The 22382-nt window shown below is 44.0% G+C and carries 20 protein-coding genes; 3 read left to right on the forward strand and 17 right to left on the reverse strand.

Going from position 1 to position 22382, the window contains the following annotated elements; all coding sequences use genetic code 11:
• The first annotated feature begins 336 nt into the window (after positions 1–336).
• Entirely contained in the window at positions 337–798 is a 462-nt protein-coding gene (locus MUCPA_RS22060) for a peptidylprolyl isomerase (RefSeq protein ID WP_008509423.1), read from the forward strand.
• Between the two features lie 71 nt (positions 799–869).
• Complete coding sequence (locus tag MUCPA_RS22065) at positions 870–1409, forward strand: DUF5606 family protein (RefSeq protein WP_040626266.1); 540 nt, start codon at positions 870–872, stop codon at positions 1407–1409.
• Positions 1410–1424: 15 nt separating this feature from the next.
• On the opposite strand, the gene MUCPA_RS22070 is transcribed toward MUCPA_RS22065, so the two are convergent.
• The 3 genes from MUCPA_RS22070 to rlmH form a co-directional block, all read right to left on the reverse strand.
• Positions 1425–1742 carry a four-helix bundle copper-binding protein gene (locus MUCPA_RS22070; protein ID WP_083839369.1) on the reverse strand — a complete coding sequence of 106 codons (318 nt, stop codon included), beginning with the start codon at positions 1740–1742 and terminating at the stop codon, positions 1425–1427.
• Positions 1743–1803: 61 nt separating this feature from the next.
• The gene (locus tag MUCPA_RS22075) at positions 1804–2745 is read right to left on the reverse strand and encodes a cation diffusion facilitator family transporter (RefSeq protein WP_008509425.1); all 942 of its coding nucleotides are present in this window, start codon (positions 2743–2745) and stop codon (positions 1804–1806) included.
• Positions 2746–2879: 134 nt separating this feature from the next.
• Positions 2880–3353 carry a 23S rRNA (pseudouridine(1915)-N(3))-methyltransferase RlmH gene (gene rlmH, locus MUCPA_RS22080; RefSeq protein ID WP_008509426.1) on the reverse strand — a complete coding sequence of 158 codons (474 nt, stop codon included), beginning with the start codon at positions 3351–3353 and terminating at the stop codon, positions 2880–2882.
• A gap of 55 nt (positions 3354–3408) precedes the next feature.
• Between rlmH and MUCPA_RS22085 the strand changes: the two genes are divergently transcribed.
• The gene (locus MUCPA_RS22085) at positions 3409–5241 is read left to right on the forward strand and encodes a MutS-related protein (RefSeq protein WP_008509427.1); all 1833 of its coding nucleotides are present in this window, start codon (positions 3409–3411) and stop codon (positions 5239–5241) included.
• A 483-nt stretch (positions 5242–5724) separates the two neighbouring features.
• On the opposite strand, the gene ilvA is transcribed toward MUCPA_RS22085, so the two are convergent.
• From ilvA to atpD, 14 genes are all read right to left on the reverse strand, one after another.
• A complete protein-coding gene (ilvA, locus tag MUCPA_RS22090) occupies positions 5725–6966 on the reverse strand; it encodes a threonine ammonia-lyase IlvA (protein ID WP_008509428.1) in 1242 nt (413 codons plus the stop codon).
• 97 nt (positions 6967–7063) lie between these two features.
• The gene (leuB, locus tag MUCPA_RS22095) at positions 7064–8122 is read right to left on the reverse strand and encodes a 3-isopropylmalate dehydrogenase (protein WP_008509429.1); all 1059 of its coding nucleotides are present in this window, start codon (positions 8120–8122) and stop codon (positions 7064–7066) included.
• Positions 8123–8205: 83 nt separating this feature from the next.
• Positions 8206–9723, reverse strand: coding sequence for an alpha-isopropylmalate synthase regulatory domain-containing protein (locus MUCPA_RS22100; protein WP_008509430.1), 1518 nt, complete (start codon positions 9721–9723; stop codon positions 8206–8208).
• A 103-nt stretch (positions 9724–9826) separates the two neighbouring features.
• Positions 9827–10423 carry a 3-isopropylmalate dehydratase small subunit gene (gene leuD / locus MUCPA_RS22105; protein WP_008509431.1) on the reverse strand — a complete coding sequence of 199 codons (597 nt, stop codon included), beginning with the start codon at positions 10421–10423 and terminating at the stop codon, positions 9827–9829.
• A gap of 88 nt (positions 10424–10511) precedes the next feature.
• Positions 10512–11918 carry a 3-isopropylmalate dehydratase large subunit gene (gene leuC / locus MUCPA_RS22110; protein WP_008509432.1) on the reverse strand — a complete coding sequence of 469 codons (1407 nt, stop codon included), beginning with the start codon at positions 11916–11918 and terminating at the stop codon, positions 10512–10514.
• Positions 11919–11963: 45 nt separating this feature from the next.
• On the reverse strand, positions 11964–13127 hold the full coding sequence (locus MUCPA_RS22115; protein WP_008509433.1) for a 2-isopropylmalate synthase: 1164 nt from the start codon (positions 13125–13127) through the stop codon (positions 11964–11966).
• A 238-nt stretch (positions 13128–13365) separates the two neighbouring features.
• Entirely contained in the window at positions 13366–14124 is a 759-nt protein-coding gene (locus MUCPA_RS22120) for a class I SAM-dependent methyltransferase (RefSeq protein ID WP_008509434.1), read from the reverse strand.
• A 94-nt stretch (positions 14125–14218) separates the two neighbouring features.
• Positions 14219–15277, reverse strand: a complete 1059-nt coding sequence (gene ilvC, locus MUCPA_RS22125) for a ketol-acid reductoisomerase (RefSeq protein WP_008509435.1) — start codon at positions 15275–15277, stop codon at positions 14219–14221.
• A 216-nt stretch (positions 15278–15493) separates the two neighbouring features.
• The gene (ilvN, locus tag MUCPA_RS22130) at positions 15494–16099 is read right to left on the reverse strand and encodes an acetolactate synthase small subunit (protein ID WP_008509436.1); all 606 of its coding nucleotides are present in this window, start codon (positions 16097–16099) and stop codon (positions 15494–15496) included.
• Between the two features lie 45 nt (positions 16100–16144).
• On the reverse strand, positions 16145–17884 hold the full coding sequence (gene ilvB / locus MUCPA_RS22135) for a biosynthetic-type acetolactate synthase large subunit (RefSeq protein ID WP_008509437.1): 1740 nt from the start codon (positions 17882–17884) through the stop codon (positions 16145–16147).
• Between the two features lie 115 nt (positions 17885–17999).
• The gene (gene ilvD, locus MUCPA_RS22140) at positions 18000–19712 is read right to left on the reverse strand and encodes a dihydroxy-acid dehydratase (protein ID WP_008509438.1); all 1713 of its coding nucleotides are present in this window, start codon (positions 19710–19712) and stop codon (positions 18000–18002) included.
• A gap of 89 nt (positions 19713–19801) precedes the next feature.
• Positions 19802–19948 carry a hypothetical protein gene (locus MUCPA_RS37850; RefSeq protein WP_008509439.1) on the reverse strand — a complete coding sequence of 49 codons (147 nt, stop codon included), beginning with the start codon at positions 19946–19948 and terminating at the stop codon, positions 19802–19804.
• 331 nt (positions 19949–20279) lie between these two features.
• Complete coding sequence (atpC, locus tag MUCPA_RS22145) at positions 20280–20528, reverse strand: ATP synthase F1 subunit epsilon (protein WP_008509440.1); 249 nt, start codon at positions 20526–20528, stop codon at positions 20280–20282.
• A gap of 116 nt (positions 20529–20644) precedes the next feature.
• The gene (atpD, locus tag MUCPA_RS22150) at positions 20645–22150 is read right to left on the reverse strand and encodes a F0F1 ATP synthase subunit beta (protein ID WP_008509441.1); all 1506 of its coding nucleotides are present in this window, start codon (positions 22148–22150) and stop codon (positions 20645–20647) included.
• Positions 22151–22382: the final 232 nt, after the last annotated feature.

Genomic DNA, 22382 nt, shown 5'->3' on the forward strand with positions numbered 1-22382 from the left:
CAGCCCTGCTCTCGAGAGGGGAGTTAAGAAAATGTACTCATTATCAATTGTATACAAAAAAAAACAAGCGGCAGCCAGTGCGATTCCCCTCTTGAGAGGGGCGGAGGGGTGTGTTCTATGCGAGGAGTATTCTACACAACTAAATTGTGCCCATTAGCAACATTAAAGGGCTTTGAAAACGTATTTAGTGCGCTAAAAACACGTCCTTACAAACGCATTCTCCACCCCGTCTATCAAGAGTGGGATTTTAATCCGAGCCTATGTTCACAGCCATTTGCCCGGCCTTCTGCTTTCCGCTTTCTTTTACTAACTTTGCACCTCAGAATTTTAGAACAAATGAGTAAAGCGATAATTAAAACTGAAAAGGGCAACATGACCGTAGAATTCTACGAGAATGATGCTCCTAAAGCTGTTGCCAATTTTAAAAAATTAGCTAAAGAAGGCTTTTATGATGGTATTGCATTTCACCGTGTGATCCCTAATTTTATGGTGCAAGGCGGATGCCCTTTCTCCAAATCACCAGAAACTGCTTACCGTGCAGGTAGCGGTGGCCCCGGTTATACTATCGATTGCGAATTAACTGGCGAAAACCAATACCACGACCGTGGTGTGTTATCAATGGCTCATGCTGGTCGTAATACAGGCGGTTCGCAATTTTTTATCTGCCATAGCCGTGCTAACACTGCGCATTTAGACAGAAACCATACCTGCTTTGGTAAGGTTGTTGAAAATGTTGACGTTGTTGACGACATCCGCCAGGGAGATAAAATTACCACCATAGAGATTATTGAAGATTAAATAAGCATTTTAAGGCGCAGGACGATATGCTGTTTTGCGCCTTAATTTTGCTCTACGCCCAACAAAAACACATGAATTTACACGGAATTGTAGCAGTATCAGGCAAGCCTGGATTATGGAAGGCCCTGACTCAAAATAAAACCGGTTTTATTTTAGAGAGCCTCGATGCGCAGAAAATAAAATTGATTGCCAACTTATCTACCGCCAAGCTGGCTGCCCTGGATGAGATCACTATTTTTAGTGTTGACGAGGATATCCTGCTGAAGGATGTTTTTAAAAGAATGAAAGCTGCCTCGAACGTGCCTGATACCAAAACCGACGGTAATAAACTTCGCCAGTTTTTTAGGGAAGTTGCGCCAGATCACGATGAGGAGAAGGTTTACGCATCGGACATGAAAAAGATTGTAGGCTGGTTCCATATTTTAAAGGATATGCCTTTGTTTAACGAAGAACCTGCTCAGGCCGCACCATTGGCAGAGGAAGTAACCGAAGTGAAGGCTGAAGAACCAGCTGCGCCGGTTGCAACCGAGGTGAAGGAAGCAGAACCTGTAGCTGCGGTTACTGAGGAAAAACCCAAAGCTAAAGCGCCTAAAAAGAAGAAAGCTGAATAATTCAGCCTTCTTCTTTTATTTCTGACAGGTTTTTACACAGCGCCTGCAAGCTTCGGCGCAACGGCGGCAATGCTCGTGCATATCTGCGTGTTTATCACATTCCTGGGCGCAGGCTTCACATATCCGGGCACAAAGGGCACATAAATCTTCCGAAAAAGCCGATTGGCGGCTAAGCCATTTAAGGCAGAGGTTACAAATATCAGCACAATCACGGCAATTCTTAATGCAATCTGCCAGATCATTGTCGCCCATCTCAATGCATTTAGTAGCGCATATTTCACAAGCTTTTAAACAAGCGAGGCAAGCCTCTATACATTCTTCCAGGGATTTCATAGTTGGTGGTTTTAAATACAACTATGTAGGGCTCAAATTGTTGGTTTTGCGCTTAAAAATATCACCCGCAGTTAACCTGCTCGCATTTCTGGTCGCTAAACTCCGGCTCAAAAGTACTGTGGCTTATTTCCAGGTGCTCAAGTTTATGCCTTAACTCGTGTTTAATATCGTCAAACAAGGGCATGTCGGCTTCTTTTACTACCAGGTGGGCGGTTAGGGCATTTTCGGTTGTGCTCAGGGCCCAAACGTGCATGTGGTGTATATCTACTACGCCTTTTACTTTAAGCAATTCGGTTTTTACTTTTTCGAGGCTCAGATCTTTAGGTACACCATCTAAGGCTAACCTCAGGCTGTCTTTAAGCAAGTTCCAGGTGCCGCCCAATATTACAACGGCTATAATTATACTCACCACGCTATCTATCCAGTAAAGGTGCGTAAAATACATTACCACGCCAGATATCACTACCCCTAACGATACAATGGCATCAATGGCCATGTGCAGATAAGCGCCTTTCACGTTCAAATCCTTATCTTTCCCTTTATCACGGGTAAATAGCCAGGCAGTAAAGGCGTTAACACCTATGCCTACAAAGGCTACCCAGGCTATGGTAGCTCCAGGTATGTCGGTAACCGGGTGGATAAACCGGAGAATAGCCTCATAAACAATTACAGCTATACCGGCTATCAGGATGAAAGCATTTAATAGCGATACAATGATGGTTGAACGTTTATAGCCGTAAGTATATTTTTTGTTTGATCCCGCTTTGGTTAGCTTAAATGCCAGTAAAGCTAAGGCCAGGCTTGCCACGTCGCTCAGGTTGTGCCCCGCATCGGTTAATAACGATAACGATCCGCTGATTAAACCGGTAATAATTTCGATCAAAACGAAAGCTGAATTAAGGATGATCCCTAAAACAAAGGCGGTATTGATATGATCTATTTTAGGTGCATGATCCTGGTGATGATGACCGGCGTGGCTGTGATGATGATCGTGACCTGACATACCTCAAAGATAGTGGTTTCTGTATTAAACTGGTATTAAAAGTTGGCGATGGGATTGGTGACTACGGTGTTGTATCTGCTAATTTGTTAGACTACGTAAGTAGAAAGTAAGCCGGATTATCGCCCAAACTTGGTTTACTGATGATGGTAGGGTTCGCCCTTTAAAATTGTATAGGCGCGGTAAACCTGTTCAACAAAAAACAGCCGCACCATTTGATGCGAAAATGTCATGCGCGAAAGGGAAAGCTTATCGTTGGCGCGCTTGTAAACGCTCTCGTCGAAACCGTAAGGGCCACCGATGATAAATACCAGGTTATTTACCGATGAGATCATTTTTTTATTCAGCAGATCGGCAAATTGTACCGATGTGAGCTGTGCGCCGCCCTCGTCCAGTAGTATCACATAGTCGGTTGTGTTGATATTCTTCAATAGCATTTCGGCTTCTTTAGCCTTTTGCTGTTCCTGGCTTAGCGCCTTGGTATTTTTAAGTTCGGGCAGCTCTATTGTTTCAAACTTAATGTAATGTTTAAGGCGTTTTAAATATTTATCTATTCCGTCTTTCAGGTAGGCGTCTTCAGTTTTACCAACGCTGAGCAAAGTGATCTTCATTAAAACAAAAGAACGAATATTTGAGGATAAGCGCTCAATTTCACTTTAATTTGTGATGGAGAATATCAGTATGAACCCAAATATCATTAAGGATTACGAGAAACGAATAATTGCCGCGCAGCAAAAAGTTAATTATTACAAAAAGTTGGTTAATACCTACTCGCTGTCAAGGCTTGGCGCTTTTTTGCTTTTTGTGCTGGTGGTAGTATTGTGCGCCATTGATAATCAATATATTTTGCTGGAGGTATCAACCTTTTTATTTATCGTTTTATTTGGTTGGCTGGTATCAAAGCAAAGTAAGTACGAGGTTGAGAAAACATTTTTCCAAAATCTTCAAACTGTTAACGAAAACGAAATTGCCAACATGCTTACCCGTTCTAATATATATGATAACGGGCAGGAGTACTATAACGAAAAGCATTATTATACTTCAGATCTGGACATTTTTGGGCAGTCATCCTTGTTTCAGTTAGTTAACCGGGCTGCTACTCCCTTAGGGAATGAAAAACTTGCCACCTGGTTAAATGTTCCGTCTGTTAAGGAGCTTATTTTAAAAAGGCAGCAATCCGTTCAAGAACTGGGTAGTAAACTGGATTGGAAAATGGATTTCCAGGCTTCTATTTTATTTGCTGTTAAGCAGGAAAAGAACCAGTTAAAACAACTTTTTGCCTATCTGCGTATTGCAACTGCTATCCCTGGCGAGAAGTGGTTGATTAGCTACGCAAAAATTGCCCCCTGGTTACTGTTAGCAAGCATTGTGGCCACGGTTTTTTATCACAACACGGGCTTTTTAATCGTGCTGATAGCCTTAATTAACAACCGGATCACTTCATCAAAGGGTGAATATATTGAAAAGGCAGATTTGGTGGCTGGTAAAATGGGGAAGGTGCTGGGCAACTACGCGTTGATTTTCAGCATGATTGAGAACGAGAATTTTGAATCCGAACATTGCAATGCTATTGCAGAACGGTTGAAGAGTAAACAGAACGGCTCTGTATCGGCAAACATCAAAACGCTTTCTAAACTCATCAATAAGCTTAACATCCGTTTAAATATGGTATTGGGCGCTTTGTTCAACATGTTTTTACTTTGGAGCGTTAAGCAGGTAATTGCCATTGAAATATGGAAGCGCAACAACCAGCAGAGCCTGGAAGATGCTTTTGAAGCAGTAGCCGAATTTGAGGCTCTGCTAAGTATTGCAGGATTGTACATTAATTATCCTGACTGGTGTTTTCCCGAGATTGCGGATGGCGATGGCTACACTTTAACGGCGGCAGGTATTGCCCACCCCCTGATTAATAGCCTGACGCGGGTTGAAAACGATTATGAGCTGAACGACACGCTCAAAATAGATATTATAACCGGATCAAACATGGCCGGCAAAAGTACCTTTTTACGTACGTTGGGCATTAACACCATATTGGCGCTGTGTGGCGCTCCGGTATGCGCTAAAAGTATGCGGGTTTCGGTAATGACCATCATCAGCTATATGCGGATCAAGGATTCGCTGAACGAGAGCACCTCTACCTTTAAGGCCGAGCTGGACCGCTTGCAAATGTTGCTGGGTGCCGTAGGTGGTGATGAGAAGGTTTACTTTTTGATTGACGAGATGCTGCGCGGTACCAACTCTGTTGATAAGTACAAGGGATCAAAAGCGGTTATAGAACAACTGATACGCAAGCGGGGAGTGGGCCTTGTGGCCACTCATGATTTACAGATAGCGCTGCTTGAAGAAAAATATCCTGATTATGTACGTAACTTTTATTTTGATATCCAGGTGAAGGATGGCGAAATGCTGTTTGATTACAAAATTAAGCATGGCGAGTGTAAAACCTTCAACGCCTCGCTGTTGCTTAAACAAATAGGAATTGATGTAGATGCGGATTGATGTTGTAGGCGCGCCAACCGGTAACTTTGTATGCGTTTACCTGCAAAGTACCACAGTGACTCGCACACATCCTCTTTTACTTTCCAGAGGCTACCGGTTAAATAGGGTCTGCTGAAAAACTCAAATTATTATGAAATACAGGTAGTTGTGTCAAGATTTGACGAATGAAGTGCAAGGGTTTATGCGATTTTCCCTCAAAACCCGTGCACTTCAATTTTAGTTAAATTTATTTGCTGTTCGGAAATTCAAAAATACCGGGTATTTCATCGCCATTTTTAACAAAAAACGTCGAAAAATCAACTTTTTCATGACGAAATCATTTTAGGGGTGCATCTACGAGTTTTTCAGCAGACCCTAAATATGAGTTTAACTTGAGCTCAGGTGTCTTATCTCATCGAACACACATCGTACAGGGCCATGCCGCACATCCTTCGACTACTGAGCCTGATGAAGTATCAAGAGGACAGTGTTATGGTGATTAAATTACACCAAATACTCAAACAAGGTTTGATCGCGGTTAAGTTCTTTAACATCAAAACGGAACTCTTCCATCCTGGCCAGTAAAGCTGGGTAATCATCCGCCGATTTTAATTCGATGCCTACCAAAGCAGGGCCGTTTTCGCGGTTGGTTTTCTTAATAAACTCAAAGCGGGTAATATCATCGTGCGGGCCCAAAACGTTGTTCACAAATAACTTTAAAGCGCCCGGCCGTTGCGGAAAGCGGACGATGAAGTAATGTTTTAATCCTTCATATAATAGTGAGCGCTCTTTGATCTCCTGCATGCGCTCAATATCGTTATTGCCACCACTGATGACACATACTACCTTTTTGCCTTTTATTTTATCCTTAACCAGGTCAAGGGCTGCTACCGATAACGCCCCCGCAGGTTCGGCTACTATAGCGTCCTCGTTATAAAGTTTCAGTATGGTAGTACATACCTTGCCTTCGGGTACCAGCAGCATATCGTCCAGAACCATGCTGCAAATTTGGTAGTTTAAGGCCCCTACGCGTTTCACGGCGGCACCATCAACAAAGCGGTCAATATCGGCAAGGGTAATGGGTTCTTTGGCCTGTAATGCGTTTAACATGGATGGGGCTCCTTCGGGTTCGGCACCTATCAGTAGGGTATCTGGCTTCTCGGCCTTAAAATAGCTACCTACGCCCGCGGATAAGCCGCCACCACCTACCGGCATAATAATAACGTCGGTATCCGGCAGATCCTGTAATATCTCAACACCAACGGTGCCCTGGCCCTCTATAATGGCATAATCGTCAAAGGGGGGGATGAAGGTCATGTTATTGGCTTGTGTATAGGCTAAGGCTTCGGCAAGGCAATCGTCAAAAGTATCGCCAACCAAAATAATCTTCACTTTGCCGGCACCAAACATTTCGGTTTGCGTAACCTTTTGGTTAGGCGTAATTTCGGGCATAAAAATAACACCAAGCGTACCCAGGTTACTGCACGAAAAGGCAACACCCTGAGCATGGTTACCCGCACTGGCGCAAACCACACCGCGATCGAGCTGCTCCTGTGTTAACTGGCATATCATGTTGTAAGCGCCGCGCAGTTTATACGAGCGTACAATTTGCAGGTCCTCGCGCTTTAAATATACATCGCACTGGTATTTTTCAGATAATTTGTTATTCCGGGTTAGCGGGGTATGTTTTACAACGTGTGCTAACCGCTGTGATGCGGCTTTAAAGTTCAACTGGGCATCTGTCATGAGCTGTGTTCGGGGGTATTAAACCAATAAGGGTTGCCTGCAATTAACAGGCAACCCTTACAAAAACGTTGATCTGTTATACAGACCGCAAATATAGTTATATGTTTTTAGCCAGCCAATCGCCAACTTCGCTTGTTTTATAAGCTTTGTTTTTTCCGGAAAGGTCTTCGGTTACGATGCCTTCTGCCAATGATTTATTCACAACGGAACGGATCAGCTCTGCTTCCTCTTTCAAACCAAAAGCATCTTCGAACATCATAGCGGCAGATAATACCGTTGCTAAAGGGTTAGCAATATCTTTACCGGCAGCTTGCGGGTACGAACCATGGATAGGCTCGAATAATGAAGTATGGATACCGATAGAAGCCGACGGCATCAGGCCCATTGAACCCGAAATTACAGAGGCCTCATCAGTAAGGATATCGCCAAAAAGGTTTTCGGTAATTAATACATCGTAGCTGTTTGGCCACTGCACCAGGCGCATGGCAACGGCATCAACAAATTCATAACTCACGGTAACCTCAGGGAAATCCTTCTCCATATCCTGAACGGTTTCGCGCCACAGGCGTGATGTTTCAAGCACGTTGGCCTTATCTACACAGCAAAGTTTTTTGCTCCGCGTCATGGCCATTTCAAAGCCCAGCTTTGCTAAGCGTTGTATTTCGGCCCTGGTGTAGGTACAAGTATCAAAAGCGGTGTCACCGTTGTCTTTGCGGCCTCTTTCGCCAAAATAAATACCACCTGTTAACTCCCGCAGAATAATCAGGTCGGTACCTTCGATGCGCTCGCGTTTTAAAGGCGAGTTATCAATCAGCGAAGGGAAAGTAAACGTTGGGCGCACGTTGGCAAACAGGCCCAGCTTTTTACGCATTTTTAAAAGGCCCTGCTCCGGGCGAACGGTAGCTTTAGGATCGTTATCAAAGCGGGGGTGACCGATAGCTCCAAATAAAACCGCGTCGGCTTTCATACAAACCTCGTGGGTGGAGTCAGGGTAAGGCTCACCAACGGCATCAATTGCTGCGGCGCCGGTTAAGGCCGATGTCCATACAATTTCGTGGTTGAACTTTTTGGCTACAGCATCTGATACCTTAACCGCCTGATCGATTACTTCAGGCCCAATTCCGTCTCCTGCTAAAAGGGCGATATTTAATTTCATGTTATAATTATGTTTTGATGTTTGTTCTCAACCCATAGCCTTCAAAAAAGGCAACGGAAGATAATTGAGTATTGTTTGTTCTGTCAGATAATGTTCAGCATTTTTTGGGTGGCTTTGATAGCACAAACCGTTTGGTCGGAATCAAGCCCCCGTGTGGTAAATTTCTTCCTGTCGGTTTCCCATGTAATGATGGTTTCGCACAAAGCGTCCGAGTTACTACCGGGCGCTATCCGTACTGCATAGTCTATCAGTTTAGGCAGGCATCTTCCCTTCTTGTTGTACACCTTAGTTAAGGCGTTCATAAAAGCGTCGAACTGACCATCGCCCTGCGCATTCTCCTCAAATTTTTCGCCGTCTATCTTTACCGAAATGGTAGCCGAGGGGCGTAAACCCATCGCGTTCATCAGCACGTACGATTCTACCACAACCTTTTCTTCGTATAAGCTGCTGTCCAGCACATCCGAAATGATATAGGGTAGATCTTCTTTGGTTACCGTTTCTTTTTTGTCGCCTAACTCGATAACGCGTTGGGTAACTTTTTTCAGATCGGCATCATTCAGCTTTAAGCCGAGTTCCTGAAGATTCTTTTCGATATTGGCTTTGCCCGATGTTTTGCCGAGGGCATATTGCCTTTTTCTGCCGAAACGCTCGGGAAGCAGATCGTTAAAATACAGGTTGTTTTTATTATCCCCATCGGCATGGATGCCCGCAGTTTGGGTAAATACATTATCGCCTACAATGGGTTTGTTTGATGGGATGCGGATGCCCGAAAAGGTCTCCACCAATTTGCTTACCGTATAAATAGACGATTCAGCAATCTGTACTTCTACCTCAGGTGCAAAATCGTTAATTACGGCGACAACACTTGCCATTGCTGCGTTCCCGGCCCGCTCACCCATGCCATTTACGGTTAAGTGCAGGCCATCAATGCCGGCCTTTACGGCTTCTAAAACGTTGGCTGTACCCAGGTCGTAATCATTATGAGCGTGGAAATCAAAATGAGTATCCGGATATTTGGTTTTAATTTCGGTTATAAACTTAAAGGTTTCGGCAGGAGTAAGGATGCCCAGCGTATCCGGCAGTAAAATTCGTTTAATGGCTTGTCCCGTCAGGAAATCCAATAACTGAAATACATATCCGGGCGAATTGCGCATGCCGTTGCTCCAGTCCTCCAGGTAAACATTGGTTACAATGTTGTTGCTGGCAGCCAGGTCAATTACGTGTTTTATTTCGGCAAAATGCTGTTCGGGTGTTTTTTTTAGCTGGTGTGTTAAGTGATTTAACGAGCCTTTGGTAAGCAGGTTTTGTACCCTTACGCCCGATTCAACCATCCAGTTGATGGATACGCCATTATCTACAAACGATAACACCTCGATACGGTCGGCATGGCCATTGGCTTCGGCCCAGGCTAAAATAGTTTTTACTGCCTTAAACTCGCCTTCTGATACCCTTGCCGAAGCGATTTCGATCCTATCGGCATGGAGTTCTTCCAGCAGGAGCTGGGTGATGGTTAATTTCTCTGAGACGGAAAAAGATACGCCCGATGTTTGTTCACCATCGCGCAGCGTAGTATCCATGATCTCAATTTTCCTTCTTTTCATGTGCCGGATTTACTTGGTTTTAGGTTTAAAATGGCAAACCATAAGGCGAAAGCAATTTGCTGATGTTGCAAATATTTTCACCTTATGGTAAATCCTTTTTTTGTTAGAGAGGAAGGTGAGCGGCAAACTCCTGAATTTCGGCTTTGATGCTTTGCAGATAATCAATATCGTCAAAACCGTTAATCATGTTATCTTTTTTATAAGGGCTAATATCAAAGGTTTCTTTTTCGCCGGTGGCTAAAAGGGTAATGGTTTGTTCCGGAAGGTTTACTTCCAATTCGGTTTTGGGGTTGGCGTGGATAGCAGCAAATATCTTGTCGGCAAATTCCGTGCTTACCTGTACCGGCAATACACCAACGTTTAAGCAGTTGTTTCTGAAAATATCGGCAAAAAAGCTGGATACTACGCAACGGAAACCGTAATCATAAACTGCCCAGGCAGCGTGCTCGCGCGATGAGCCGGAGCCAAAGTTTTTACCACCAACCAATATTTTACCGCCATAAAGCGGGTTGTTCAGTACAAAATCTGCTTTAGGGGTATTGTCCGCATTATATCTCCAATCGCGGAAAAGGTTATCACCAAAACCAACACGTTCTGTTGCTTTTAAAAAGCGGGCAGGTATCAACTGATCCGTATCCACGTTCTCGATGGGCAATGGTACCGCTGTGCTGGTTAATATATTAAATTTATCGTAAGCCATTTTATTTTTTTTTAAGTTAGTCGATAGTTAATGGTCCATAGTCCATAGTAAGATGAAATGCGTTCTATGGACTATGGTCCATGGACTGTTAAACCAATTCTTCAATTAAAGTTCTCGGGTCGGTAACTACGCCAGTAACGGCGGCAGCGGCGGCAACTAAAGGGCTTGCCAGCATGGTGCGTGAGCCAGGGCCTTGCCTTCCCTCAAAGTTACGGTTGGAGGTGCTCACCGAATATTTGCCAGCCGGAATTTTATCGTCGTTCATGGCTAAACAAGCAGAGCAACCGGGTTGGCGTAAAGTAAAGCCGGCTTCGGTTAAAATATCGAGTAATCCTTCTTCTTTAATTTGGGCTTCAACAATGTGCGAGCCAGGTACTAACCAAACGGTAACATCATCGGCCTTGTGTTTACCTTTTATCAGCGAGGTAAATGCCCTGAAATCTTCAATACGGCCGTTGGTACAGCTGCCCACAAAAACAAAATCAACTTTTTTGCCTATCATCGATTCACCTTCGTGGAAACCCATATAGCCTAATGATTTTTCGTAGGTTGCAGCGCCGCCCTCTGCATGAGCAGCATCAGGGATCTCGTGCGAGATACCCATACCCATACCCGGGTTAGTACCGTAGGTGATCATCGGTTCAATGGCCGAACCATCAAAAGTCAGTTCTTTATCAAAAACAGCGTCGGCATCAGTTTTTAGAGTTTTGTAATAAGCTAATGCCCTGTCCCAGGCTTCGCCTTTAGGGCTAAACTCGCGGCCTTTTACATAATTGATGGTGGTTTCGTCCGGCGCTATCATGCCACCGCGGGCACCCATCTCGATACTCAGGTTACAAACCGTCATGCGGCCTTCCATGCTCATGTTTTCAAAAACATCGCCAGCGTACTCAACAAAATAACCTGTTGCGCCTGATGTAGTTAACTGCGAAATGATAAACAGGGCCACATCCTTAGGTGTAACGCCTACGCCTAATTTGCCGTTCACGTTAATGCGCATTTTTTTAGGCTTAGGCTGCATAATGCACTGGGTTGATAATACCATTTCAACCTCGGATGTGCCGATACCAAAAGCGATAGCACCAAAAGCACCGTGTGTTGAGGTATGCGAATCGCCGCAAACAATGGTTGCACCTGGCTGGGTAATACCATACTCAGGGCCCACAACGTGAACGATGCCGTTTTTTTGGTGGCCCAGGCCCCAGTGGCTGATGCCGTATTCGTTTGAGTTTGACTCGAGCGCCTTAAGCTGGTTTGCCGAAAGCGGATCGGCAACAGGCAGGTGCTGGTTAATAGTTGGCGTGTTATGATCTGCGGTAGCAAAAGTACGCTCCGGGTATAAAACTTTGATACCCCTGCTTTTTAAGCCTAAAAAGGCTACAGGGCTTGTAACTTCGTGAATAAGATGGCGATCAATAAAAAGCACATCAGGGCCACCCTCAATTTTACGTACTACGTGAGTGTCCCACACCTTATCAAATAATGTCTTGCTCATTTTTTGTTTCTATTACTATGAATTAAAGTTATCTGAAATAACTGGTTATACTAATTTTCCGGCACCTACCAACATTAGCAGGTCTTCGTCGGTAATATTAAGCTTGCTATCGGCAAGGGTTAAAAAAGTTTTGTAGGTAAGGTCGAGTTCGCCTTTATCCAGGTGATGGCCTAAGCGGGCCAGGTGGAATTTTAAGGCATGCCTGCCGCTGCGCGCTGTTAATACGATGCTGGCGTTAGGAAAGCCTACATCGTCGGGCGAGATGATCTCGTAGTTTTCGCGGTGTTTCAAAAAGCCGTCCTGGTGTATGCCCGAGCTATGGGCAAATGCGTTTGCACCTACAATAGCTTTGTTGGGCTGCACAGGCATGCGCATCATGGTGCTTACCATGTTGCTTAATTCGTAAAAATGTTTGGTGTTAATGGTGCTGTTTAAGCCCATGCCGTAGTGTGTTTTTAATATCATCACTACTTCTTCCATGGAGGTATTGCCGGCTCGTTCGCCAATGCCGTTAATGGTACATTCTACCTGGCGGGCGCCGTTTTGTAAACCGGCTATGGAGTTGGCTGTAGCCAAACCCAGATCGTTATGACAATGCACGGAGATGATGGCTTTGTCGATATTTTTAACGTTTTCTTTGAGGTACTTTATTTTTGAACCGTACTGGTCGGGCAGGCAATAACCGTTAGTATCCGGGATGTTTACTACGGTTGCACCTGCCGCGATGACCGACTCGACCATTAAAGCCAAATACTCCACATCGGCCCGGCCTGCATCTTCGGCATAAAATTCGATGTCTTCGACGGATTTTTTGGCGTATTTCACAGCTTCAACCGCACGCTCTAAAATCTCTTCGCGGGTGCTGTTAAATTTGTATTTGATATGCATGTCCGAGGAGCCGATACCCGTATGGATACGCGGCGTTTTAGCGTATTTTAAAGCCTCGACAGCTACATCGATATCGCCTTTGTTGGCGCGTGTGAGGGCACAGATGGTTGGATATTTAACCGCCTTTGAAATTTCAACCACGCTTAAAAAATCACCAGGGCTTGATACCGGGAAACCTGCTTCAATAATGTCAACGCCGAGAGATTCCAGTTCCTTAGCAATCTCAACTTTTTCAGGGGTTGTCAACTGGCAACCGGGCACTTGCTCGCCATCACGCAGCGTAGTGTCGAAAATATAGACATGGTTCGGATCGTGTAACATTTTTTTTAAATTTTAGATGTGACATATCAGATTTGGGGCGTTCGCCTTTACCTAACTATCCCACATTTGTTGCTCATTTTGTTATTTTGTCGTTGTGTTGTTATTCGGGAAAGCTTTGGATATGATCAGATGCCCGATCTCCTTAGCTCGTTTTATTATTTCATGTTGTTTATAGGATAAGTATGAGATTCATCATTATACCATCATTGGGTATGTCTCAAATCTCATATCTATCATCTCAAATCTCTTTTACCGCTATAAACCTTAATCGTTTGTAATCAGCATACCATTGCCTGTCCTGGTAAAAGGTCGGCCTGAGTATCTCTGTAATTTCTTTTAGCATTAGCTGCTTATCGTTGGCATCTACCCCTTCAAAATAGGGGGAGCCAAACATGGTTATCCATTTCGCCACACCTTCGTCGCCATCTTGCAACAAGGTCTTCCTGTCAAAGTGAATAGCGAAGCTTACTTTAAAGCCGTGGTTTTCCAGTTGGTGGGTATATTCGCCCAGGGCCGGGAAACGCCATAATTGTATCTCGGTTTGTTTATGGTAACCGTATTTTTCTAAAACCTGTTTAGTGGCCGCTATCAGTAAACCAACATTGCCTTTGCCACCCATTTCGGCAACAAAACGGCCGCCGGGTTTAAGGCTGTTGTAAACAGACAGCATCATGCCATCATGATCTTTCACCCAATGCAATGCCGCGTTACTAAAAACAGCATCAAATTTTTTATCGAAATGAAAATCAGATGCGTTAGCAACCATAAACTCAACATCCGGATAGCTTGCTTTTGCTTTCGCGATCATATCCGGAGACAGATCTGCACCTACCACATCGGCACCTGAACTTTGAATTTGATTGGCCAGGTAACCTGTACCGCAACCCAGGTCAAGGATACGCTCACCGGCTTTTGCATCCAGTAACTCAAGCACGTTTTCTCCAAATTGGGATACAAATGCGTGTTTTTGATCGTATAATTCAGCGTTCCATTTCATTGGGCTCCCTCTAAAACTCCCCCAAAGGGGGAGTTTTCAATTTTCTTATCATTTCATTTTAAAGCCCTCTCCTTTGGAGAGGGTGGGGTGAGGCTTAAGCTTCTACCGGCTGATTTTCAGGGCGTAAACTGCGGACAGTTTTGCCTGCTTGCCATAATTCGCTGTCGCGTAATTCTGCTAATTCAGCATCTAATTTTACGCGGTAGTCTGGTTGGCTGTTCAGGTCGATAGAACGTTGTGATTCTTTGCCTGATGCAACACTTTCGTATAATTCTTCAAATACGGGTTTAGTAGCATCGCGGAATTTTTTCCACCAGTCTAAAGCGCCGCGTTGAGCAGTAGTTGAGCAATTGGCATACATCCAGTCCATACCGTTTTCTGCAACTAATGGCATTAACGATTGGGTTAACTCTTCAACAGTTTCGTTAAAGGCTTCTGATGGGGTATGGCCCTTGCTGCGCAATACATCGTACTGAGCGGCAAAAATACCCTGGATACAGCCCATTAAAGTACCACGTTCGCCGGTTAAATCGCTGTATACTTCTTTTTTAAAGTTAGTTTCAAATAAATAACCGCTGCCAACAGCGATACCTAAGGCGATAACACGATCTGCAGCCTTACCGGTTGCATCCTGGAAGATGGCATAGCTTGAGTTTAAGCCACGGCCTTGCAAAAACATGCGACGCAGTGAAGTGCCCGATCCTTTAGGAGCAACCAAAAATACATCAACATCAGCAGGAGGGATGATGCCGGTTTGTTCTTTAAAGGTAATACCGAAACCATGAGAAAAATATAATGCTTTACCAGGAGTTAAGTGTTTTTTAACAGTTGGCCAAAGTGCTATCTGAGCGGCATCGCTCAATAGGTAACAAATGATAGTTCCTTTTTCAAGGGCTTCTTCAATTTCAAAAAGGGTTTCGCCGGGTACAAAACCATCACGAACTGCCTTGTCCCATGATTTTGAATCTTTACGCTGGCCAACAATTACGTTGATGCCATTATCTTTTTGGTTAAGTGCCTGACCGGGGCCTTGTACACCGTAACCGATAACCGCTACAGTTTCGTTTTTTAATACTTCCTGTGCTTTAGCTAACGGGAACTCTTCGCGGGTTACTACATTCTCATCAGTTCCGCCGAAATTTAGTATTGCCATTTTGTTTGTTTTTGATTATACCGATGCTTTTTTTGATTACACCGATTGATTTATTGATTTGTTTTATTTTTTTGATTGCACTGATTGGTTTAATGATTACACCGATTTATTTTTGATTACACCGATGCGTTCAAATTAGCCGATTTCTTTTTTCTTCCAGCTTCCTGCGCCTTTTCTCTTACTTCTTTCCTCTTGTTTCCTGCCTCTAACTTTCAATTACATCGTGAATACTTTCTCGCCTTTATTCAGGTATTCGTTTTCGTAAACATCTTCGCCTGGTTCCAAACGCTCAAACTCGCGCAGCTTGCTGTTAAAGCCTTCGCTATCTTTAATAATAGCCACGCGGGCGCTGCGTACAAACTCTATGAGGCCGTAAGGTTGTAAAATTTTAATCAGCTGATCTGTTTCTTCGCGATGGCCTGTGGTTTCAAACACGGTATAATCCTTACGAATCACTACCGCGCGGGCACCGTTCTCGCGTAGCAAACGCTCAACACTTACCTTCTCGGCTATAATGTCTGTTGATACTTTATATAAGGCCAGTTCCTGCCAGATCACGTCCTGGTTAGTATGGTAATATACCTTTAATACCTCCACCTGTTTTTCAATCTGGCGGCACAGTTTACGTACCACATCCTCTGATTCGGTGATCACGATGTTAAAACGATGGATACTCTCAATTTCTGATGGAGAGGTATTTAAACTATCGATATTTATTTTACGACGCGTAAAAATAATAGCTATACGGTTAAGCAGTCCGATTTGGTTTTCGGTATAAACGGTGATGTTATATTCCTGCTTTTCTGTTGATTGCTCGCTCATGATGGCTGTTTGTCTTGGTTCTTGATTCTTACTTCCTGACTCTCTTTACTTTAAACGGATTTCGCTCACGCTGCAACCTTGCGGAACCATCGGGAATACATTGTTTTCTTTAGTGACCATTACCTCTAAAAGGAACGAGCCTTTGTGGTTGAGCATTTCGGTAAGCGCGGGTACTAATTCATCGCGCTCATTGATGCATTTGCCAGCAATGCGGTAAGCTGCGGCTACGGCTACAAAATCGGGGCTTTGAATATCCACAAAAGAGTAGCGCCTTTCGTTAAACAATTCCTGCCACTGGCGAACCATACCCAGGAAACGGTTATTCAGAATCACGATCTTTACATCTACGCCGCTTTGCATAATGGTACCCAATTCCTGCAAGGTCATCTGGAAACCTCCATCGCCAATAATGGCCACTACGGTACGGTCCTGAGCGCCAAATTTAGCGCCTATAGCTGCCGGTAGGGCAAAGCCCATAGTGCCCAGGCCACCGCTTGTAACATTGCTGCGGGTTTTGTTGAGTTTGGCATAACGGCAGGCCACCATTTGGTGCTGGCCAACATCGGTTACAATAACAGCTTCGCCTTTAGTTATTTCGTTAAGCTGGTTGATTACCTCCCCCATGGTCATTTCGCCGGTGCCGGGGTTTAACTCCTGGTGTATAACCGCTTCAACCTCTTTACTTGCGTAATCGTAAAACAGGTTAACCCATTCGGTATGTTGTTTTTGCTCCACTAATTTAGTGAGCATTGGAATAGTCTCTTTACAATCGCCCCAAACCGGAACAGTTGATTTTACATTCTTGTCTATCTCTGCCGGATCAATATCCAGGTGAATTACCTGGGCTTGTTTGGCATATTTATCTAAACGGCCCGTTACACGATCATCAAAACGCATCCCGATAGCGATCAATACATCGCACTCGTTGGTTAAAACGTTGGGGCCGTAATTGCCATGCATACCCAGCATACCAACGTTTAAAGGATGATCTGTGGGGATGGCTCCTGCGCCTAAAATTGTCCAGGCAGCGGGGATGCCGCTTTTTTCAACAAAAGTTTTAAACTCCTGCTCGGCACTTCCCAAAATAACACCTTGTCCCCATAAAATAAATGGTTTTTTGGCATTGTTGATTAGTTCAGCAGCCTGCTCGATATAAGTATGACGAACAATAGGTTTAGGCCTGTAGCTACGGATGTGGTTGCAGGGGGTATAACCTTCAAAATCAAATTTCTGGATCTGGGCGTTTTTAGTGATGTCGATCAATACCGGCCCTGGTCTGCCGCTTTTGGCGATGTAAAATGCCTTGGCTATAACTTCCGGAATTTCGTTAGCATCTGTTACCTGGTAATTCCATTTGGTAACAGGAGTGGTGATGTTAATCACGTCGGTTTCCTGGAATGCATCGGTACCTAAAAGGTGAGCAAATACCTGCCCGGTGATACATACCAAAGGGGTACTGTCAATCTGAGCGTCGGCTAAACCGGTGATCAGGTTGGTGGCGCCGGGTCCGCTGGTAGCAAACACTACGCCAACACGGCCCGATGTGCGTGCATAACCCTGGCCTGCGTGAATGCCGCCTTGCTCATGGCGCACCAGTACGTGGTTCAATTTGTCATTATAATCGTATAAGGCATCATATATAGGCATGATGGCGCCACCCGGATAACCAAAAATGGTTTCGGTACCCTCGGCTATCAGCGCTTCCAATAAGGCTACTGAACCAGAAACGTTTACCGTTTCTTTTTTCTTTGGTTCAACTGCTATTTCCTGTTGTGCAACTTCCATGTCTTTATTTTTTTGTGATTTCACCGATTTTTTGTGATTTCACCAGTTTCTTTTTTGTGATTTCACCGATTTATTATTTCCGTCGTTCGTTCCCCCTTCAGGGGGTTAGGGGGCTCTAAAGCCCTTCGTCAGTAACGCAACCTTCGGCGGCTGTGCTTACTGTTTTGGCGTATTTATATAACAAACCTTTGCTGACTCGGAGCTTTGGCTGTACCCATGCGGCTTTGCGGGCTGCAATTTCTTCGTCGCTCAATATCAAGTTAATACTGTTGTTAATGGCATCGATGATAATTTTGTCGTCATCGTTAACCAGGCCTAACAAGCCGCCGTCATAACACTCAGGGGTAATGTGCCCTACCACGAAACCATGGGTACCGCCTGAGAAACGCCCATCGGTAATTAAAGCTACCGAGCTGCCCAAGCCAGCGCCAAATATGGCCGAAGTTGGTTTGAGCATCTCGGGCATACCGGGTGCGCCTTTAGGGCCAACGTTTTTAATCACAACAACATCACCAGCTTTTACTTTGCCGGTTTGAATGCCGTTTATCAATTCAAATTCGCCATCAAACACGCGGGCCGGGCCCTCAAAGTGTGTACCTTCTTTACCGCTTATCTTGGCTACACTGCCGCCTTCGGCCAGGTTTCCGTATAATATTTGCAGGTGACCAGTGGCTTTTACCGGTGCCTCAACAGGCCAGATAATTTTTTGAGTTTCAAATTCCAGTTCCGGTACGCTCTCCAGGTTTTCGGCAATGGTTTTGCCGGTAACGGTTAAGCATTCGCCATGTAACCAACCTTGTTTTAACAGGTATTTCATTACAGCCGGAACGCCGCCTATATTATGTAGGTCTTCCATCATGTATTTACCGCTCGGCTTCATATCGGCCAATACGGGTATGCGGTTGCTCACCGCCTGGAAATCATCCTGGGTTAATTTAACATCCACACTTTTAGCCATCGCTATTAAATGGAGCACCGCGTTTGTTGATCCGCCTAATACCATAATGGTTACGATAGCATTTTCAAATGCTTCGCGCGTCATGATGTCGGATGGTTTGATGTCTTTCTCTAATAAAACCTTAATGGCTTCACCGGCTGCTAAACACTCTGCTTTTTTATCGTCGCTAAGTGCCGGGTTTGACGAGGAGTAAGGCAAGCTCATCCCTAAAGCCTCAATGGCGGCGGCCATGGTGTTGGCTGTGTAAATACCGCCGCAGGCACCAGCACTCGGGCAGGCATTTTTAATGATCTCTTTAAAATCAAAATCATCCAATTGCCCGGCTATCTTTTTGCCTAAAGCTTCAAATGCTGATACGATATTTAAATCTTCACCTTTATAATGGCCGGGTTTAATAGTACCGCCGTATACCATAATAGAAGGGCGGTTTAAACGGCCCATAGCCATAATGGTACCTGGCATATTTTTATCACAACCGGGCAAGGCAATTAAGCCATCATAGTATTGAGCACCGCATACCGCTTCAATCGAGTCGGCAATCACATCGCGGCTTACCAGCGAATAGCGCATGCCATCAGTTCCGTTACTCATGCCATCGCTTACACCAATAGTATTAAATATCAATCCTACTAAATTGGCATCCCACACACCCTTCTTCACAATGGCGGCCAGATCATTCAGGTGCATGTTGCATGTATTGCCGTCATAGCCCATACTTGCAATACCTACCTGGGCTTTTTTCATGTCGTCTTCGGTTAAACCGATTCCGTAAAGCATGGCCTGGGCAGCCGGTTGTGTCGGGTCTTGGGTGAGTACTTTGCTGTACTTGTTCAATTCTGTATCCTGTAGGGTATCTGTTGTCGAACTCATGTTGTTTGGATAGATATTTACAATTTAGTATTATAACAAAAACGCCTTCTCATTTTTGATGGGGAAGGCGCTTCGTGGTATTTTATGTGTTACTGGTTAAAACGCTTATCCCCTGTATGTACTGGCAGTGCCAGAAGCAAAATTTGAATGCCCAGAATTTGAATGACAACACTAATGACCACCTCTTTAACGGAGGCGATTATAATACTTGTTTGTTGTGCTGATCCTTGGTTCATTGTTTGGTTAAAAACTATATCTGTAAGTTAGGTACTTGTTTGTATAGTAGCAATAGGGGATGTGATATTTTTTAAATTAGTATTTAATTCTGTATAAAGTTTTTATTTGGTATTTTATTTTGTATTTGCTTCTATATAAAAATTATAGATGGTATACCGTATACCAAAGTTAGTTTTGGTATACGGTATACCGAAATCGTAATTGGTATAAAAAGTTAAAATTCTGCGTAAAATGCCTCAATGGCTGGAAGGATTTTAATTTTTGCTCAAAAAAAAGGCCTCTTAGCATTTATTGCTAAGAGGCCTTTTTCGAAAACTTTTAGCAATAAATTTAGCGTTGAATAATACCCTCCGCCAAAACCATCACTTTGTTGTTCAGTACTTCAACAACGCCACCTTTAACTATGTAAACTTCCTCTTTACCGGAAGTACGAACAATGAGTTTACCATCCTCTAAAGTAGAGATGATGGCAGCGTGATTGTTTAATATCTCGAAAGATCCCATAGTGCCCGGAACGGTTACGGATTTAACCTCGCCTTCGAACACTTTTTTATCGGGAGTAAGTATTTCTAAATTCATTTGTTTTTAGTATTGCGTAGTGAGTATTGCGATATTCTCAATACTGTGTTAGTTTGGTAATGCGTATCGCGATGAGCATTCTGGTCTCAATACGCAATACGCACATCTCAATACTATTAGTTATTTGCTTCTGCTAATAATTTTTTACCTTTTTCAATAGCATCCTCAATAGTACCTACCAGGTTGAAAGCTGCTTCAGGATACTCATCAACTTCGCCATCCATAATCATGTTAAAGCCTTTAATGGTATCTTTGATATCAACCAATACACCTTTTAAACCGGTGAATTGCTCAGCTACGTGGAACGGTTGCGAAAGGAAACGTTGTACACGGCGCGCACGGGTTACTACCAATTTATCTTCTTCAGATAACTCATCCATACCCAAAATAGCGATGATATCCTGCAACTCTTTGTAGCGTTGTAAAATTTCTTTAACGCGTTGAGCGGTATTATAATGCTCATCACCTAAAATGGCAGCGCTAAGGATGCGTGAAGTTGAATCCAATGGGTCAACCGCGGGGTAAATGCCTAACTCGGCAATTTTACGCGATAACGAAGTTGTAGCATCCAAGTGGGCAAATGTTGTTGCCGGTGCAGGGTCGGTTAAATCATCCGCAGGTACGTATACCGCTTGTACTGATGTAATCGATCCACGTTTGGTTGATGTGATACGTTCCTGCATCAAACCCATTTCGGTAGCCAGTGTTGGCTGGTAACCTACCGCCGATGGCATACGGCCTAACAAAGCCGATACCTCGGCACCTGCCTGGGTAAAGCGGAAGATGTTATCCACGAAGAACAGGATATCCTTACCTTGTCCTTCGCCATCACCGTCACGATAATATTCGGCAACGGTTAATCCTGATAAAGCTACCCGCGCACGTGCACCGGGAGGCTCGTTCATCTGACCGAAAACCAGTGTCGCTTTTGATTCTTTTAATTTTTCTTTATCAACTACGCTTAAATCCCAGCCGCCTTCTTCCATTGAATGTTTGAAAGCATCGCCGTAGTTAATCACATTCGATTCTATAAACTCGCGCAATAAGTCGTTTCCTTCGCGGGTACGCTCACCTACACCGGCAAATACCGATAAACCTGCGTAAGCCTTGGCAATATTGTTTACCAGCTCCATGATCAATACGGTTTTACCTACACCGGCACCACCAAATAAACCAATTTTACCGCCTTTTGCATAAGGCTCAATTAAATCGATTACTTTGATACCTGTAAACAATACCTCTGTTTCGGTTGATAACTCATCAAAACGCGGAGGTTTAGCGTGGATAGGGGCACCAGCCGAATTATCTAATTGATCAATACCATCAATAGCTTGTCCTACAACATTTAATAAACGGCCTTTGATCTGATCGCCAACAGGCATTTTGATCGGCGACTTCGTATCGGTAACTGTCATACCGCGTAATAACCCGTCCGTCGAATCCATCGCAATCGCTCGCACCCGGTCTTCGCCTAAGTGTTGTTGAACTTCAAGGATAATTTTTTGTCCGTTGTCTTTTGTGATCTCTAAGGCATCAAAGATCCGGGGGAGTTGTCCGTCATTAGCAAAGCTTACGTCAACTACCGGGCCAATGATTTGTGATATTTTTCCAATGTTTGGCATACTATTTTGGGTAATTCTTTATAATATTAAACCTTTAATAATCAAAGGCTAGTTACGGGTGGCAAAAATAAGGTTTATAACCGATAATCAAACACCCAATTTAATATTTTATGCACATCATTATAACGTAATTACGAAGTGCATAATTATTGAAACAAATTAAGGTAAAAATACTTGTATGTGCTTAAATAGGTGGTATTTTTTTAACTCATAAAGTGGTGCTTAGTATGAA

Origin of the sequence: Mucilaginibacter paludis DSM 18603 (genome assembly GCF_000166195.2) — a bacterium.
Lineage (GTDB): Bacteria > Bacteroidota > Bacteroidia > Sphingobacteriales > Sphingobacteriaceae > Mucilaginibacter > Mucilaginibacter paludis.

What these genes read in the sequence shown, in the direction of transcription:
- MUCPA_RS22060 (WP_008509423.1), top strand. Translation starts at nt 337, where the DNA reads ATGAGTAAAGCGATAATTAAAACTGAAAAGGGCAACATGACCGTAGAA.
- MUCPA_RS22065 (WP_040626266.1), top strand. Translation starts at nt 870, where the DNA reads ATGAATTTACACGGAATTGTAGCAGTATCAGGCAAGCCTGGATTATGG.
- MUCPA_RS22070 (WP_083839369.1), bottom strand. Translation starts at nt 1,742, where the DNA reads ATGAAATCCCTGGAAGAATGTATAGAGGCTTGCCTCGCTTGTTTAAAA.
- MUCPA_RS22075 (WP_008509425.1), bottom strand. Translation starts at nt 2,745, where the DNA reads ATGTCAGGTCACGATCATCATCACAGCCACGCCGGTCATCATCACCAG.
- rlmH (WP_008509426.1), bottom strand. Translation starts at nt 3,353, where the DNA reads ATGAAGATCACTTTGCTCAGCGTTGGTAAAACTGAAGACGCCTACCTG.
- MUCPA_RS22085 (WP_008509427.1), top strand. Translation starts at nt 3,409, where the DNA reads ATGGAGAATATCAGTATGAACCCAAATATCATTAAGGATTACGAGAAA.
- ilvA (WP_008509428.1), bottom strand. Translation starts at nt 6,966, where the DNA reads ATGACAGATGCCCAGTTGAACTTTAAAGCCGCATCACAGCGGTTAGCA.
- leuB (WP_008509429.1), bottom strand. Translation starts at nt 8,122, where the DNA reads ATGAAATTAAATATCGCCCTTTTAGCAGGAGACGGAATTGGGCCTGAA.
- MUCPA_RS22100 (WP_008509430.1), bottom strand. Translation starts at nt 9,723, where the DNA reads ATGAAAAGAAGGAAAATTGAGATCATGGATACTACGCTGCGCGATGGT.
- leuD (WP_008509431.1), bottom strand. Translation starts at nt 10,423, where the DNA reads ATGGCTTACGATAAATTTAATATATTAACCAGCACAGCGGTACCATTG.
- leuC (WP_008509432.1), bottom strand. Translation starts at nt 11,918, where the DNA reads ATGAGCAAGACATTATTTGATAAGGTGTGGGACACTCACGTAGTACGT.
- MUCPA_RS22115 (WP_008509433.1), bottom strand. Translation starts at nt 13,127, where the DNA reads ATGTTACACGATCCGAACCATGTCTATATTTTCGACACTACGCTGCGT.
- MUCPA_RS22120 (WP_008509434.1), bottom strand. Translation starts at nt 14,124, where the DNA reads ATGAAATGGAACGCTGAATTATACGATCAAAAACACGCATTTGTATCC.
- ilvC (WP_008509435.1), bottom strand. Translation starts at nt 15,277, where the DNA reads ATGGCAATACTAAATTTCGGCGGAACTGATGAGAATGTAGTAACCCGC.
- ilvN (WP_008509436.1), bottom strand. Translation starts at nt 16,099, where the DNA reads ATGAGCGAGCAATCAACAGAAAAGCAGGAATATAACATCACCGTTTAT.
- ilvB (WP_008509437.1), bottom strand. Translation starts at nt 17,884, where the DNA reads ATGGAAGTTGCACAACAGGAAATAGCAGTTGAACCAAAGAAAAAAGAA.
- ilvD (WP_008509438.1), bottom strand. Translation starts at nt 19,712, where the DNA reads ATGAGTTCGACAACAGATACCCTACAGGATACAGAATTGAACAAGTAC.
- MUCPA_RS37850 (WP_008509439.1), bottom strand. Translation starts at nt 19,948, where the DNA reads ATGAACCAAGGATCAGCACAACAAACAAGTATTATAATCGCCTCCGTT.
- atpC (WP_008509440.1), bottom strand. Translation starts at nt 20,528, where the DNA reads ATGAATTTAGAAATACTTACTCCCGATAAAAAAGTGTTCGAAGGCGAG.
- atpD (WP_008509441.1), bottom strand. Translation starts at nt 22,150, where the DNA reads ATGCCAAACATTGGAAAAATATCACAAATCATTGGCCCGGTAGTTGAC.